We start from the raw sequence: 15,780 nt of genomic DNA, 5'->3' as shown, positions 1-15,780 counted from the left end.
GGCAGGTGTGCGGGTGTTTCGCGATCGGCACGCCGCCATTCCCCTCTCCCTTGAGGGGAGAGGGAGGGGCCCGCGCCGCGCGAGCGGCGTGGGAGGGTGAGGGTGGGACTCCCCGGCGTATGCTGAGGAGTCCCACCCTCACCTGTCCTCTCCCCTCAAGGGAGAGGGACCCGCCGAAGCACTCCGCCAACCCGCCAACGTCAGGCTGCACGGCTACACCTCCACCCCGCCGTCACGCGCTGGCACCGGGCGCTTATGCCCGTTGGAATCGATTGCGACGTAGACCAGCGTGCCCTCGGTCACGCGTACCAGGGTCGCGTCGGTCCGTCGGGTCGCCCAGGTTTCCACTTTCACCGTGATCGAACTGGAGCCGACGCGGTCGATCCAGGCATACATGCTGACCAGGTCGCCGATGAAGACCGGCTTATGGAAGCGCACGGCGTCCATCGCCACCGTCGCGATCCGGCCGCGTGCGCGCTCGGTCGCCGGGACCGAGCCCGCGAGGTCCATCTGCGCCATCACCCAGCCGCCGAAAATGTCGCCGTTCGGGTTGGCGTCGGCCGGCATGGCGAGCGTACGCAGCGCCGGGGCGACGGCCGGCGGGGAGTCGGGGTCGGCCCGGTCGGGCTCGCTCATCGCAGGCTCCTGATGGCTGAGGGTCGGCTCCGAAGGCCAGTTCAACCGAAACTTTACCAGATTTGGTGCAACCTCTAGCCGGCACTACAGCATCTTCTTGCCCGCCTGCAAACGCCCCGGCATAGTGCGGCCCCATGAGCGACCTTTTCCAGACTCCCGCCGATCAGAATCCCGACGCCTATTCCGCCAAGGACATCGAGGTGCTGGAGGGCCTGGAACCGGTCCGCCGGCGCCCCGGCATGTACGTCGGCGGGACCGACGAGAAGGCACTGCACCACCTGGTGGCCGAGCTGATGGACAACGCCATGGACGAGGCGGTCGCCGGCCACGCCAACCGGATCGAGCTCGCGCTCAGCGCCGATGAGACCGACGGCGCCACGGTCGTGAAGGTGCACGACAACGGCCGCGGCATCCCGGTCGACGCGCATCCGAAGTACACCGAAAAGTCGGCGCTGGAGGTGATCTTCACCACGCTCCACTCCGGGGCAAAGTTCGCCAACAAGGCGTACGCCACCGCCGGCGGCCTGCACGGCGTCGGCGTCAGCGTGGTCAATGCGCTCGCCGCCGAGTGCACGGTCGAGGTCGCGCGCGAGCGCAAGCTGTACCGCCAGACCTTCCGCAAGGGCACGCCGGTCGGCCCGCTGGAGAACCTGGGCCAGACCCAGAACCGCCGCGGCACCACCGTGACCTTCAAGCCGGACACCGAGATCTTCGGCCACCTGCGCTTCCGGCCCGCCGCGCTCTACCGGATGGCGCGTTCCAAGGCCTACCTGTTCAAGGGCGTGGAAATCCGCTGGTCGTGCGCGGGCGAGCTGATCCCCGAGGGCGAGCGCGGCACCGCCTGCCCGGAAACCGCAACCCTGCACTACCCGGGCGGTCTGCGCGACGCGCTGGCCGACCTGCTGGGCGGACGCAGCAGCCTGACGCCGGAGCCGTTCGCGGGCGCGGCCAAGCTGGCCGACGACGCCGGCCGCGTCGAATGGGCGGTCACCTGGCCGGCGGACGAGGAGGGCTTCGCCTCGTCCTACTGCAACACCGTGCCGACCCCGCAGGGCGGCACCCACGAGCAGGGCCTGAAGAACGGCCTGCTGCGCGGGCTCAAGACCTACGGCGAGATGGTCGGCAACAAGAAGGCGCAGCAGGTCACCGGCGACGACCTGCTGGGCGGCTGCGCGGCACTGTTGTCGCTGTTCATCCGCAACCCGCAGTTCCAGGGCCAGACCAAGGAGCGGCTGTCGACCCCGGAAGCCGCCAAGCTGGTCGAGCAGGCGGTGAAGGATCACTTCGACCACTGGCTGGCCGCCCATCCCGAGCGCAGCAAGGCACTGCTGGAGCGCGCGATCGAGCGGGCGGAGGAGCGCCAGCGCAAGCGCAAGGAAAAGGAGCTCAACCGCAAGACCGCCACCCGCCGGCTGCGCCTGCCGGGCAAGCTCGCGGACTGTTCGCGCAACCGTTCCGAGGGCACCGAGGTGTTCCTGGTCGAGGGCGACAGCGCCGGCGGCTCCGCCAAGCAGGCGCGCAACCGGGAGACCCAGGCGGTCCTGCCCTTACGCGGCAAGATCCTGAACGTCGCCAGCGCCTCGGCCGACAAGCTGAAGGCGAACCAGGAAGTCAACGACATCACCCAGGCGCTCGGCTGCGGGACGCGCAAGACTTACGATGCCGACAAGCTGCGGTACGAGCGGGTGATCATCATGTGCGACGCCGACGTCGACGGCGCGCACATCGCCAGCCTGCTGATGACCTTCTTCTACAAGGAGATGCCGCAGCTGATCGCCGACGGCCGCCTGTACCTGGCGCAGCCGCCGCTGTATCGCCTGTCGGCCGGCGGCACCGTGCGCTACGCCCGCGACGACGCGCACAAGGACGAGCTGCTCGCTGCCGAGTTCAAGAAGCCGGACAAGGTCGAGATCAGCCGCTTCAAGGGGCTGGGCGAGATGCCGCCGGCGCAGCTCAAGGAAACCACGATGAACCCGCAGCACCGGACCCTGCTGCGGGTGACCATCACCGACGACCAGACGCTCGACGTCGAAGCCGCGCGGGAAGAGACCGAAAACCGGGTCGAACAGCTGATGGGCCGCAAGCCCGAACACCGCTTCGCCTTCATCCAGGACCGCGCCCGCTTCGTCGACGACGACGCGCTCGACGTGTAGAGCAAAATCGATGAAGGTGGCTCCACCTTTCAGCATCTTGCTCTAGAGGTGAGCTTCCTCGCGGTTCCATCCGATCGAGGCCCGGCCCTGCAGGCGCCGGCGGTCCGCCCGCCCGCACGCAACGACCGGCAAGCCGGCGTGTGATCAAAAACCTGCGTTCTGACCGGCACGTTGGGCGCGCGCCGGGAACGCCTCGCCCGCCCGGCGGGTCAGGTTGGCGACCGACCGGATCTGCCGCTCGCGCCCCCGAGAGCTCGTAGCGAAACGCCGGGATCTCGCTCATGTGGCGGCCGGCGCACACCACCGTGCCGCCGCGTTTTGCAGGATCGGTCACGCTTGGCCGCGTCGGCCGGCGACCGGCGCGCGGCATCTGTCGCGCCGGGCTCGCCGGTACCCCGGCGCCGGCGTCGGGCCACTCACACATTTGTTAGCTGTGCCAGGCACGAATTTGCACATGTGACGCCGAAAAATTCTGATATAAAACCCGAAGCTTGAACACAAAAAACCGCGGCCGGCGTACGGCCGCCTACGTTCGATGGGGAGCTGAATGAAATCGATCAACCTGATGGGCGCGCTGGCCGCGCTCGCGTTGGGGACGGCGCAGCCCGCGCTGGCGCAGGACCGCGGCGACTGGCCGTCGAGCTTCACGGTCGCGACCGCCTCGCAGGGCGGCACCTACTTCGCCTACGGCAACGGCTGGGCCAACCTGGTGGCCGACGAGCTGGGCCTGTCCGGCGGCGGCGAGGTGTCCGGCGGGCCGTATCAGAACATGGCGCTGGTCCACACCGGCGACACCGCGTTCGGCATGACCACGATGGGCCCGGCGCGCGAGTCGATCGACGGCAACAATCCGATCGCGCCCGGCGTGGCAATGACCAACGCCTGCGCGATGTTCCCGATGTACCAGACGCCTTTCTCGATCACCGCGCTGGCTGGCTCCGGCATCACCTCGGTCGACACCATTCCCGACGGCGCCCGGATCGGCTTCGGCCCGGCCGGCTCGACCAGCGACACCTACTTCCCGCGGATGCTGGAGCTGCTGGGCGTCGAGTTCGAGCGGCGCAACGGCGGCTGGTCCGACCTGGGCGGTCAGCTGCAGGACGGCTTGCTCGACACGATCGCGTTCGCGGCCGGCATCCCGGTGCCGGCGGTCAGCCAGCTGGAAGTGCAGACCGGCGTGAACATCATCGAGTTCACCGAACAAGAGCAGCAGCGGATCATGGAGGCGTTCCCGCTGGCGCCGTTCGAGATCCCGGCGGACACCTACAGCACGCTGCAAGCGCCGGCGCGCTCGGTCGCCATGTGGAACTTCGCGATCGCCGGCTGCGACCTGCCGGAGAGCTTCGTCTACGAGGCGACCAAGGTGGTGATGTCGGACAACAAGCGGATGGTGAACATCCACCGGGCCGCCCGTTCCACGGTCGTGGAGAACTACGACAAGAACACCTTCATGAACTGGCATCCGGGCGCCGCGCGCTGGTTCAACGAGAACGGCGCGGAGATCCCGGCCGACATGATCCACGGCGGCTGATCCCGTCTGACCGACGCGTGTCCGGCGCCGGCGGGCTTGGCCCCGGCGCCGGTTGCGCTTGTTCGACCGTCCCGACCCCTCCCCCGCCGCCGGCCCGTATCGCCCATGACCGACCGTCCGGATCCCCAGGACCTGCCGATCCAGGAGGCGCCGGAACCCGTCGCCGTCAACCAGCGGCTGTTCGACGGCCGGCGCGCCCAGCTGTTCGCCTGGGCCGCAGCGCTCTACGCGGCGCTGCATCTGGCCGCACTGAACGGCCTGTCGATCGCGGGGATGACCGGCGGCTCGGTCGAGCTGCCGTTCCTGCCGACCTTCCCGATCGAGACCTGGGACTTCCGGATCCTGCACGTCGCCGGCGCGCTGGCGCTCGGGTTCGTGCTGTACGCCGGGTGCAGGCACGCCGACGGGATGCGCGGGCCGACGCGCCGGCTCGACCGGCTGGCGGCCGTCCTGCTCGTCCCCGCCCTGATCGCGTTCGCCGCCACCGTGTGGTTCGCCGTGCAGATCGACGGCGGCAAGCTGTGGAACGGCATGGACGCGGGCATCGCGTTCCACGAAACGTGGCTGTTCGGCGTCCCGCTGCTGCTGGCGACGGTGGGGAGCATCCTGCTGTCCTGGGCCGACCGCGCGCCGCGCACCCGGACCGCGTGGCCGGATATCGTGCTGGCGGTCTGCGGCTTCGCGGTGGCGTCCTACCTGGTCACGATCTACGGCACCGACATGCGCAAGGCGACCGGGACGCCGTTCGCGCCGATCGGCATGCCGATCGCCGCCGTCGCCGGGTCGCTGTTGATCATGGAGCTGACCCGCCGGGTCGCGGGCCTGGCGCTGGTGGTGATCGCGGCGATCTTCCTCGCCTACGTGTTCGTCGGACCTTACCTCCCCGGCATCCTGAACACGCCCGCGGTGACCTGGGAGCGCTTCTTCTCGCAACTCTACACCGACGCCGGGATCCTGGGCCCGACGACGGCGGTGTCGTCGACCTACATCATCCTGTTCATCATCTTCGCCGCCTTTCTGAGCGCGTCCAAGGTGGGCGACTACTTCGTCAACTTCGCCTTCGCCGCCGCCGGCCGCGCGCGCGGCGGGCCGGCGAAGGTGGCGATCTTCGCCTCCGGCCTGATGGGCATGATCAACGGCACCAGTGCCGGCAACGTGGTCGCGACCGGATCGCTGACGATCCCGCTGATGAAGAAGGTCGGCTACAAGAAGGAGACCGCCGGCGCGATCGAGGCGGCCGCGTCGACCGGCGGGCAGATCATGCCGCCGATCATGGGCGCGGGCGCCTTCATCATGGCGGAGATCACCGGCATCCCCTACACCGAGATCGCCGCGGCGGCGATCATCCCGGCGGTGCTGTACTTCGTCTCGGTCTACTTCATGGTCGACTTCGAGGCGGCCAAGCTCGGCATGCGCGGGATGAACGAAGACGAGCTGCCGCGCCTGCGGGATATGGTCACCAAGGTCTACCTGTTCGTGCCGATCGTGATCCTGATCGCGGCGCTGTTCATGGGCTATTCGGTGATCCGCGCGGGCACGCTCGCGATCGCCTCGGCCGCCGTGGTCAGCTGGCTGACGCCGCATCGAATGGGCCCGAAGACGGTCGCCGTCGCGTTCGACAAGGCGGGCGTGATGGCGATCCAGATCATCGCCGTGTGTGCCTGCGCGGGCATCATCGTCGGCGTGATCTCGCTGACCGGCGTGGGCGCGCGCTTCTCCAATCTGCTGCTCGGTCTGGCGGAAGCCTCGCAATTGCTGGCGATGGGCTTCGCCATGGTGATCGCGATCCTGCTCGGCATGGGGATGCCGACGACGGCGGCCTACGCGGTCGCCGCCTCGGTCGTCGCGCCCGGCCTGATCGAGCTCGGCGTGCCCACCCTGACCGCGCACATCTTCGTCTTCTACTTCGCCGTCGTTTCCGCGATCACGCCACCGGTGGCGCTCGCCTCCTACGCGGCCGCCGGGATCTCGGGCGCCAACGCTATGGGCACCTCGGTCGCCTCGTTCAAGATCGGGATCACCGCGTTCATCGTGCCGTTCATGGTGTTCTACAACCCGGCGCTGCTGCTGGACGGCACGACGGTGGAGATCGTGCGCGCCGCGATCACGGCGGTGGCCGGCATCTTCCTGCTGTCCGCCGGCGTCCAGGGCTGGCTGATCGGCGGGCGGGCGCCCTGGCTGTCCCAGATCGCGCTGATCGTGGCCGCGCTGTTCCTGATCGAAGGCGCGCTCCTGACCGACGCCGCGGGCCTCGCCGTCGCGGGCGCCGCGCTCGCCTGGCAGCGGCTGGTGCAGGCCCGGCGCAAGGCGGTCGCGCACCCCTGACAACCTCGGGCTGCGCCTAAGCGGCTGGGGGCGATTTGCGTCCCGTCCCCGCGGATGCCATGTCTGAGCCGGCACACAGGCAACAGGCTGCAAGGTGGATTCACCTTTCAGATGAATCTTGCCCTCTCTCCAAGGGGTTAGAGATGGGGTATCGCGGCGGCCACCCTCTGAGATGTTGAGGAGAGGGTGGCGGCCCTCCAGGGATGTCAGCACGAACTCCGCTCAGCGGGTTCAAACATTCAGCAGAAGGAGGACCGCCATGCCCAAGTATGCCGCGTTCGATGTCTCGGTCAACGACAGCGCGCTGTGCATTCTGGACGCCGACGGCAAGATCGTGGAAGAGACGAAGATCGCCAGCGAGGCCGACGCGGTCACCGAGGCGTTGCGCCAGCACCGGGCGGAGATCGGACTGGTCGGCCTGGAGGCCGGCCCGATGTCGCAGCACCTGTTCGACGGCCTGGCCGAGGCTGGCTATCCGGTGGTGTGCTGCGAAACCCGGCACACCAAGGCGTTCCTGAAGGCCCGGCGCAACAAGACCGACCGCAACGATGCCAAGGGCATCGCGCAGATGATGCGCACCGGCCTGTACCAGGAGGTCCACGTCAAGACGCGCGCCAGCCAGGAGATCCGCACGCAGCTGGGCGCGCGCAAGACGCTACAGCGCCAGATGCTGGACCTGCAGAACAGCATCCGGGGGCTGCTCAAGAACTTTGGCCTCAAGGTCGGCCGCGTCTCCGCTGACGGCTTCGCTGCGAAGGTCCGGCAGCTGATCGTCAGCGAGCCGGCGCTGCAGCAGGCGATCGAGCCGTTACTTGAGGCCCTCGCCGAGCTGCGCAAGGAGTTCAAGGATCTGGACCGACAGGTCCGTCGCTTGGCGAGAAAGGATGAGATCTGTCGTTTGTTCATGACCGTCCAGGGCGTGGGCGAACTAACAGCGCTGAGCTTTAAGGCCGGCGTCGACCAGCCGCAGCGCTTTGCCAAGTCGAAGTCCGTGGGCGCGCACTTCGGCCTCACGCCGTCGCGCTATGAGTCCGGCGAGATCGCCTACGACGGTCGGATCTCGAAATGCGGCGACGGCTCGGTGCGCGAGCATCTGTACGAGGCCGCGCACGCGATGTTGAACAACACCAAGAAGTGGTCGTGGCTCAAGTCCTGGGCGATGGAGATCGCCAAGCGCCGCGGCATGGAAAAGGCCAAGGTCGCGCTGGCGCGGCGCCTGGCGGAGGTCCTGCACCGGATGTGGTGCGACGGCACGACCTTCCAGTGGCAGCGGGCGGCTGCGTGAGCCAGCCGCGTCGCCGCGAGCCGTCAGGCTGCGGCCGGCGGGCCTGGCGCAATCCTGGAGCGCCGCCCGCCGGCCGCAGCTGGCAAACCCGAGGCCGGATGACAGCGATCATATAGGCGCATAGCGAACACCAACAGGTTTCCGCTCCGGCGGAAAGAAGGCCCCGCAGGGGCCGAGGGTGCGACGAAGCCGCGAGTTTGACTGGGGCGCTGGCGACCCCGCGTTAGAGATTGGCCCGTCGCACTCCTCCGAGCCCATCATGTGGCGGTCGCGGCACCGACCACGAAGAGAAGCATGAGCCTCTGCGGAACCTTCACCACCCAAGTGGATACCCGTGTTGACATCACCGCCCGCGATAGAGAAGTCAGACTCGGAACTAATTCGGCGTTTTCAGGCTCTTCCGAGGCGGTGGACGAGGAGCTGGATATTCGCGAGGTATACCCAGCTTTCGGCTGAAGCGAGGCTGGTCTCGACTGAACTTTGTACTTGGTTTTCCGGCTAAGTTTCTGAATGTGAACACGGAATCCGGCTGTGGGCGGCTTTGTGTACCCATGTAAACGACGGTGGTCTATCCTTGACATCAGGATCTCGGTACGATTCGCATGAGCCATGTATATCGAGTCGGTCCCCAATCGCCAGTCGCCGCCCGCCGTCCTGCTGCGGGAAAGCCGCCGCGAGGGCGGCAAGATCAAAAAGCGCACCGTGGCCAATCTGAGCGATTGGCCGACGGACCTGGTCGAGGGCCTGCGGACCCTGCTCAAAGGCGGTGTCGCTGTGGACCGGGCGGAGCAGGCCCTGACCATCTCGCGCTCGCTGCCGCACGGTCACGTCGCGGCCGTGGTGGGTATGGCCGAGCAGCTCGGTCTGCCCAAGCTGCTGATCGGTCGGCGCAACCGGCCGGCGGACCGGCGGTCGCGCGACCTGGTGCTGGCTATGATCGCCCAGCGGATCATCCAGCCCTGCTCCAAGCTCGCGACCGTGCGCGCCCTCAACGCTGAGACGGCTGCCTCCAGCCTGAACGGGCGCCTGGGTCTGGGTGAGGTGCGCGAGCATGAGGTCTACGCCGCGCTGGACTGGCTGGTGGCGCGTCAGCCGCACATCGAGAGCGCGCTCGCCAACCGGCATCTCAGCGAGGGCACGCTGATGCTCTACGACGTCAGCTCGTCCTACCTGGAGGGCCGCTGCTGCGAGCTCGCCCGGCACGGCTACAGTCGCGATCATCGCGGGGATCGGCCGCAGATCGTCTACGGCCTGCTGTGCGACCCGGAGGGCGTGCCGATCGCGGTGGAGGTGTTCGAGGGCGACACCGCCGACCCGACCACGCTCATCAGCCAGATCAACAAGCTCAAGAAGCGCTTCGGGCTCGCGCGCGTGGTCCTGGTCGGCGACCGCGGCATGATCACCAGCAAGCGCATCCGCGAGGAGCTGGAACCCGCCGGGCTGGACTGGATCACCGCCCTGCGCGCGCCGGCGATCCGCCAGCTCGTCGACGACGGGCCGCTGCAGCTGTCCCTGTTCGACGACCGCGATCTGGCGGAGATCGCCGCCCCCGAGCAGTTCCCCGGCGAGCGCCTGGTGGTCTGCCGCAACCCCGAGCTCGCCGACGAGCGGGGGCGCAAGCGCGAGGCCCTGCTGAGCGCGACCGAGCGCGCGCTGGACAAGGTCAAGAAGGCGGTCCAGCGCCGACGCGCGCCGCTGCGCGGCGAGGCCGAGATCGGCCAGGCGGTGGGCGCCGTGCTCGACCGGCACAAGATGGCCAAGCACTTCGAGATCACCATCACCGAGAACAGCTTCAGCTACCGGCGCAAGACCGACAGCATCGCCGCCGAGGCGCGCATGGACGGCATCTATGTCGTGCGCACCAACGTGCCCGCCGAGAGTCTGTCCGCCGAGCAGGCGGTCCGGGCGTACAAATCGCTCGGCCAGGTGGAGCGGGCGTTCCGCAGCCTGAAGACCGTCGACCTGGCGATCCGGCCGGTGTTCCACTGGGCCGCTGATCGGGTCCGCGCGCACGTCTTTTTGTGCATGCTGGCCTACTACGTCGAGGCGCACATGCGCCAGCGCCTGGCGCCGCTCCTGTTCGACGACCACGATCCCAAGGGCGCCGAGGCCGAACGCGCCTCCGTCGTCGCACCGGCGGAGCGCTCGGAGGCGGCCACGCGCAAGGCCGCCACCCGTCGGACCGACCACGACCTGCCCGTGCACAGCTTCCATACCCTGCTCGCGGATCTGGGCACGCTGTGCCTCAACACCGTCAGCATGCCCAGCAACCCGGCCTACAGCTTCGATCAGCCGACCCAGCCCACGCCGCTGCAGGCCAAGGCCTTCGAATTGCTCGGCGTCAGCCCATGATGTAGCCAGAGCGGACTCGCCCGTAGAGCCAATTCTTTCAACCTGGTCAGGAAGTTACTGTCTTTGCCAAATACAAACTTCAGTCTCGAAGTCCTTACCGAGCCGCCGGTTGCGGTTCAGCCAGGCCAGTGTGCGCTCAACCACCCAGCGTCGGGGTAGAACCTCGAAGCCTTGTGCCGTATCGCTTCGACGGACGATCTCGATGGTCCAGTCGCCCATCTCGTCGAGTTTTCGAGCCAGCTTGTCGCCGCTATAAGCACCATCTGCAAAAACGTGACGCAGGGACGGGTAATTCTTACGAATACGACGAAAGACGTCTGGCGCGCCATCGCGATCCTGGACACCTGCGCAATGGACGATGGCGGTGACGAGCAAGCCCACGGTATCCGTGAGGATGTGCCGTTTGCGACCTTTGACCTTTTTCCCGGCGTCAAAGCCCTTTGGACCGCCGCTTTCGGTTGTTTTGACCGACTGACTGTCGATGACGCCGCCCGTAGGATCGGCATCTCGCCCCTGCGCTTCGCGTTCGAGCGCGACCAGATCTTGATTGATCTCTTCCCAGATCCCCTGATCCCGCCACGCGTAGAAGTAGCGCTGTACGGTCGACCTTGGGGGAAAATCGCGGGGAAGCATCCGCCACTGGCAGCCAGTTCGCAAAATGAAGAAAATCGCATTGATGACCTCGCGGAGATCCACCTCCCGCGGGCGACCGATCCGGCGGTCCGCCGGAAGTTTCGGGCGGATCACCTCCCATTCGAGGTCCGTGGTATCACTTGCGTAACGCAGGTGCGTACGGTCATATTTCGGGCGAGTGGTTTCAGTCCACATGATGTGCCTCCTCGTCTGTTTGCCACAACGAGGGCATCATAAAGGGCTGAAATCACTCAACGAGTTTCGGGCCAGCCTCTGAGACCGGCCAAGTCTCGGGAAGGAAAGGCGTCGCACGCACGCTGTGTGAGTGTACGTCGGTGATGTGGGGGAAATGGGTTCAGATCGGCGGAGTGATCCACGCCGTAAGATCCGGATAATGCGCGCCACAGGGATCGCTCGCGCCGCTCCATCTTGGACAGTCCGCGATCTCGCGCAACAGGTCCGGCAGACCGGCATCGTGGCCATACCTAGCCTCGAGTCGCTCTCGTGAATACGCGCCGGCGCGTCCGCACTTGTCGCACGCGATGCGGACTGTCTCGCTGCGATACTCGCTGATTTTGACTGCCACGCTCATCCTCAGAGCATGCCCGTCGACTGTTAATTTTCGGCTACGCCCCGGCGGCGGGCGCACACACCGCGCGCAGAGCGTCCGGTGAGATCACATATGTCATAATGCCGTTTGCGTAGTCGACGTGCCAGTGCGGACGGCCGGTCTCCGCTTCGAAATGCGCGCCCCCGGTCTGATCGAGCGCGTCGACGGCTCGGCCGGCGTCGAGGAGCGCGGCGTGCAGATCCGCGCTACTGTGAGCGGGGGCGGGAACATCCCCGCGTCGAGCGAGGAATCGGATCGCGGCGGTCAGGATCTCGCAGCAGTCAGTGAGTATCGTCATCGTTATCGCTATTGCCTCGCCTGGGGTGTTATGAGTGCCCGTTGGCGAGGTATGGTTGCGCGCGTCTTAACTAACGGCATAAGACTGCACGATTACCGTAATCGTAGTTATGGTTTCGCTCGCCTGCAGCCGCGCAGATACGTGCGTACGTCAGGCAGAGATGGCCACGGCGTGGTCGCGCTCTCCAGTGTGTCGACGGCCTCCGGCGACCACGCCAAGCGTTCGGCGAGTTGCCGCAGCGTGAGCCCGGCACGCCGCCGGCGCAGCTTCAATCGTGCGGCGAGGTCCGCCCGCGGCGCGCTGTCGTGATACGCCCGCCGGCCCTCTGGATCGTCGCGGAACGCCTCTTCGCGCAGTGCTGCGAGTCCTGGCTGTTGCGTATCGTCATGCATCCTGTGGATCCGGTCCCATTCTCAATGTAGACAGGCTAGCATAGGAGATGACGATGCCGCCCCGCGCGTTCGAGCTGACATACGATGACGCGCTGATCTGGCTCGATCAGATTGAGGCTGTGCGCAGCTACGCGGAGCTGCTGCTAACCGCCTACGCCGACGGCTTCGACTACGAGCATCTGAGCCGCATGATGTGCGCGCTCGATCGTGAGATGCAGGCGCTGCGGACGATCGAGTCGCTGAGCTACGGAGATCGCGAGTGATGCGTAACTGGGGCATCTTCCCGGGCACGGCATGACATAAGGTTCATCACGGGTTGTCCGTCGGACTCGCATGGGGCGACCCGGTATCAAGGGCGTAGTCTGGGTGTTTCGCCATGATCCGGTGGATCGGCGTCTCGGTGGTGATCGGGATGTCCCGTGCGCTGCCGCGTAACGGGCGCACGGGCGGTTCGGAGCAGCTTCACGTCGCCGAGGAGACGACGTCCCGGGACGTAGTGGTTGCAGCCGCGGATAGGACGATCGTGCTGGGCCCTTGTCACGGTCAGGCGCACGCCTGGCCGAACTCGCATCCGGTCGGCCCGCTGCTCGAGCCGTCACCCTAATCCTGAATGTGTCCAGGTCTGGCCCGGGACGGACGGGATCCATCTCTACATCGGCGAACCTGGGACGTTCGCCCCCCGAATACACGATCACACGCCCGACCCGACCGCCGCGGGGCGGCCGTCCCCGCGACGTTCCGTTCAGCGGTCGCCGCCGGCGATCATGCGGCCGTCACGGCCCTCCGGCACGATGCCCTGGGTGGCGTAGCGCCAGAATGCGACCAGTAGTTTGCAGGCCATCGCGACAAGCTTGATCCGCCGCAGGCGTCCGCGCGCGTTGCCGACGCGCGCGTGAAACCAGCGGCTCAGGGCGCTGTCGGGCTGGAAGTACAGCCAGCGCGAGGCGAGCTGAATCATCGCCCAGCGGGCAAGCGCGTTGCCGGCCTTGTCCAGGCCTTGGTCGGTCTCTCTGGGGCCGCTACTATTCGGTTGCGGCGTCAACCCAACGTAGCCAGCAAGCTCCTGGCGGTTCTCGAAGTCGCGGAAGAACACCTCATCCGCTAACTGTCGATCGGCATGGGGTCACGGCGCTGGTCAGCGTGCCAAGCACCTGATGCGGCACGATTCCGTCGGTGTGACCCTGGCGCCGATTGACACACAACATCGCCGACATTTGGCAGAAAGCCGCTAAGACCGCCATTTCAAGCTGTCCCCTTTCACGTATCGACCCTTCAGCTGGTCAATGCGACCGACGCACCGCTCCCCACGCGGCGCCAACACTTCCAGGGACGCGCGCAGACCTGGAAAGAGCGGATCGGTGAGGAACGAGGCGCAGTCCGTCACATCGCCCTGGATCAAAGACGCCTTCACGACCTGCCGGACCAGTTCGACGCCGCTTTGGGTGTCGTAGACGCGCAGACGCAGCCTGTGGTCGCGGAAACGCGCCGCCGCACGCGGCGCGAACACGAAGGATCCATTCAGGTCTCCCGGCTCCGGCACGAACATCTCGAGTTTGATGTCATCCAGCCGCAGCGACGGGCCACAAGGTGGCGTCTGGACCGTCAGAACGGCGTCGCGGCGGAGATCCATCCTCGCGATGGCAAAACGGAACTCGCGCTCGCGCACTCGGAGTTGCCAGCGTCCGGGGCTGCTGTCTAGCACATCCATCCCAACCCCGAGACACACCGTGGTCTTCCGGGACCCCCGGTACTCGATCGTGCCTGGATCGTCGGCGCCGTTGCGCTGACCGGCTTGGATCGTAAGCACCCCGCTTGGGCCGACACCCTCATGGAGTCGCCCACGACCACTGACCCCATGCGTGCGGGTGCGAAACTCGATCAGTCCGATACCCGGTACGGAGAGCCTGGTGGTGCCGGTTTGAGCTGAGAGATCCATCTGAAGTCCCTTCCTCAGGTCGGTCGCCTGCGCACTGTCCAGCGCACGGCGATGGTTCGTGTCTTTGACGCGCCGCATCCGACGTCTGACCTGAAACTGAGTCGCGGCTGCCGGATCACAACAAGAAAGTCGATCTACTCTGGGTCAGCGCCAAAGGCGGACCAACAGAATCTCACTGAATCAAGGAGTTGGCACGTCGATCGGCGCCGTGCCCTCTCGCCGATCCACAGTCAGGTGACACCTCGCTTTGCCTCCTCGGAGCGGCCCTCGCGCGCTCGCCGAGCGGCATCGACCCGCGAGAGGGGAGCCCCGCGCCCGCGGCCGACAAAGGCCTCTCGAATCGGGGCACCCGCAGGAGCCGCGCGACGGGCGGTCGGGACGACTGCCCGACGGTGCCGCCCACGATCCGGGGAGGCGGACGTCGGTGTATTCGCCCCGTCGGTGGCCAGAACCGGCGCAAGGGCGGTGCCATGGGCGTAGGGGAGCGTAGCGACCCTACGGTTCTCCCTGGTTCCGTTGTGCTTCCCGACCTTTCACGCCATGACAACCCGTTGCCCCACTTGGCATTTCCCACGATCCGCCGCGGAGATCGCCCGGGTCGCCCGAGGTCCCGCCCGTGTCAGCGGCGGATCGCGCCAGGCCGGCCGACGGGAAACCGCCCGGCTCGCTTCGAGCCGGTCCTAGAACTCGGAAAGATAGGGACGCCGCGCCCATCTGTAACCGGATCGCGGACCCGTTTCGCGCCGTGGGGTGCGCGGTCGACCCTCGACAACGTCCTGATTTGCCTGAACCCGGTCTTGGCAATTGCCTTGGCAATTAGTGCCACGGGCCAGATATCCCGGCCGTCCCCCTCGGTACCCGGCGGGGCGGCCGGTGCGCTCCCACGGTTCGCGCAGGCCGTCACGTCCGCCGCCCGACCTCGATCCGCGCGGCCGTCACCCGCCGTCGCCGGCTGAGCTGGGGCGTGACCGTCGCGGACAAGGTCGTGCGGTCGGTCACTGCCGCGGCCGCGGGCGCAAGTACGTCGCGGCAGAACGCGGCGCCGCCACGATAGGCGCTCCCCGTCCCGAACCGCGCCCGCAGCTCGTCGAGATCGAGCGTAACCCGGGGGTGGTCGCGCCGGGCCAGGAGTTCGCACAGCTCGTAGAGCACGAGCGCATACCGCGACCCCAGGCGAGCGCACGCTTCCAGCGAGAGCCTGGCGAAGGCCTTGGGTCGCTCAGCGTCCTCCGCGACGAGCTCGGGCAGCCTGTAGGCCACCATCCCGTCGCCGCGCGGCAGCTCGACCGCCGCTAGGAGCGGCGCGCGCACCGGTCGGTCGCCGTCGAAGGTCAGGTCCACCGGATTCGTGCTCAGGCGCTCGAGCGCCAAGCGAAGGCCGGCGTTGCCCTCCTCACCCGGCTGCCCAATCGCCTCCCGGATCCGCGCCGTCGAGGCGACTGTCCAACCCGCGTCGCTGAAGCGCGGATGCTTCTTCCGCCAGCCGAGCAGAGCGTTAAGCACGTAAGCGCCCCCTACGCCCCATTGGCATAGGGTGTTGACGCGCGACCACGGGTCTCGGCGGCGCACGAGGCGCCACCGGGACCCGTGGGCAACAAACTTTGCAAACTTTATTGGTTTTGCTGGGCC

At 67.2% G+C, this 15,780-nt stretch carries 13 protein-coding genes and 1 pseudogene; 7 read left to right on the top strand and 7 right to left on the bottom strand.

Annotation, left to right across the window (positions count from 1 at the left end; all coding sequences use genetic code 11):
- Positions 1-213: 213 nt before the first annotated feature.
- Positions 214-636, bottom strand: coding sequence for an acyl-CoA thioesterase (locus CKO28_RS25985; protein ID WP_200344089.1), 423 nt, complete (start codon positions 634-636; stop codon positions 214-216).
- 134 nt (positions 637-770) lie between these two features.
- Between CKO28_RS25985 and parE the strand changes: the two genes are divergently transcribed.
- The 5 genes from parE (at position 771) to CKO28_RS25960 (ending at position 10,282) form a co-directional block, all read left to right on the top strand.
- A complete protein-coding gene (gene parE, locus CKO28_RS25980; RefSeq protein ID WP_200344088.1) occupies positions 771-2,789 on the top strand; it encodes a DNA topoisomerase IV subunit B in 2,019 nt (672 codons plus the stop codon).
- A gap of 547 nt (positions 2,790-3,336) precedes the next feature.
- Complete coding sequence (locus tag CKO28_RS25975; protein ID WP_200344086.1) at positions 3,337-4,320, top strand: TAXI family TRAP transporter solute-binding subunit; 984 nt, start codon at positions 3,337-3,339, stop codon at positions 4,318-4,320.
- A gap of 105 nt (positions 4,321-4,425) precedes the next feature.
- Positions 4,426-6,645, top strand: a complete 2,220-nt coding sequence (locus tag CKO28_RS25970) for a TRAP transporter permease (RefSeq protein WP_200344084.1) — start codon at positions 4,426-4,428, stop codon at positions 6,643-6,645.
- 259 nt (positions 6,646-6,904) lie between these two features.
- Entirely contained in the window at positions 6,905-7,930 is a 1,026-nt protein-coding gene (locus CKO28_RS25965; RefSeq protein ID WP_200344082.1) for an IS110 family RNA-guided transposase, read from the top strand.
- Between the two features lie 609 nt (positions 7,931-8,539).
- Positions 8,540-10,282: an IS1634 family transposase gene (locus CKO28_RS25960; RefSeq protein ID WP_200344080.1), complete on the top strand. Its 1,743-nt coding sequence runs from the start codon at positions 8,540-8,542 to the stop codon at positions 10,280-10,282.
- Between the two features lie 75 nt (positions 10,283-10,357).
- Here the strand turns inward: CKO28_RS25960 and CKO28_RS25955 are convergent.
- The 3 genes and pseudogenes from CKO28_RS25955 to CKO28_RS25945 all read right to left on the bottom strand — a co-directional run.
- A pseudogene (locus CKO28_RS25955) lies at positions 10,358-11,110 on the bottom strand (IS5 family transposase); the annotation flags it as partial.
- A 431-nt stretch (positions 11,111-11,541) separates the two neighbouring features.
- Positions 11,542-11,823: a hypothetical protein gene (locus CKO28_RS25950; protein WP_200344076.1), complete on the bottom strand. Its 282-nt coding sequence runs from the start codon at positions 11,821-11,823 to the stop codon at positions 11,542-11,544.
- Between the two features lie 107 nt (positions 11,824-11,930).
- Positions 11,931-12,215, bottom strand: coding sequence for a helix-turn-helix domain-containing protein (locus CKO28_RS25945; protein WP_200344074.1), 285 nt, complete (start codon positions 12,213-12,215; stop codon positions 11,931-11,933).
- 53 nt (positions 12,216-12,268) lie between these two features.
- Between CKO28_RS25945 and CKO28_RS25940 the strand changes: the two genes are divergently transcribed.
- Both CKO28_RS25940 and CKO28_RS25935 read left to right on the top strand, forming a co-directional pair.
- On the top strand, positions 12,269-12,478 hold the full coding sequence (locus CKO28_RS25940; protein WP_200344072.1) for a hypothetical protein: 210 nt from the start codon (positions 12,269-12,271) through the stop codon (positions 12,476-12,478).
- 113 nt (positions 12,479-12,591) lie between these two features.
- Positions 12,592-12,819: a hypothetical protein gene (locus CKO28_RS25935; protein WP_200344070.1), complete on the top strand. Its 228-nt coding sequence runs from the start codon at positions 12,592-12,594 to the stop codon at positions 12,817-12,819.
- Between the two features lie 138 nt (positions 12,820-12,957).
- Here CKO28_RS25935 and CKO28_RS25930 read toward each other — a convergent pair whose 3' ends face one another.
- From CKO28_RS25930 to CKO28_RS25920, 3 genes are all read right to left on the bottom strand, one after another.
- Positions 12,958-13,308, bottom strand: coding sequence for a transposase (locus CKO28_RS25930; RefSeq protein WP_200344068.1), 351 nt, complete (start codon positions 13,306-13,308; stop codon positions 12,958-12,960).
- 135 nt (positions 13,309-13,443) lie between these two features.
- Positions 13,444-14,229 (bottom strand): hypothetical protein, encoded by a 786-nt coding sequence (locus CKO28_RS25925; protein ID WP_200344066.1) that lies wholly within the window; start codon positions 14,227-14,229, stop codon positions 13,444-13,446.
- Between the two features lie 822 nt (positions 14,230-15,051).
- Positions 15,052-15,654 (bottom strand): RepB family plasmid replication initiator protein, encoded by a 603-nt coding sequence (locus tag CKO28_RS25920; protein ID WP_200344064.1) that lies wholly within the window; start codon positions 15,652-15,654, stop codon positions 15,052-15,054.
- Between the last annotated feature and the right edge of the window lie 126 nt (positions 15,655-15,780).

Origin of the sequence: Rhodovibrio sodomensis (genome assembly GCF_016583645.1) — a bacterium.
Lineage (GTDB): Bacteria > Pseudomonadota > Alphaproteobacteria > Kiloniellales > Rhodovibrionaceae > Rhodovibrio > Rhodovibrio sodomensis.
This window is presented reverse-complemented; position numbering and strand designations above follow the sequence as displayed.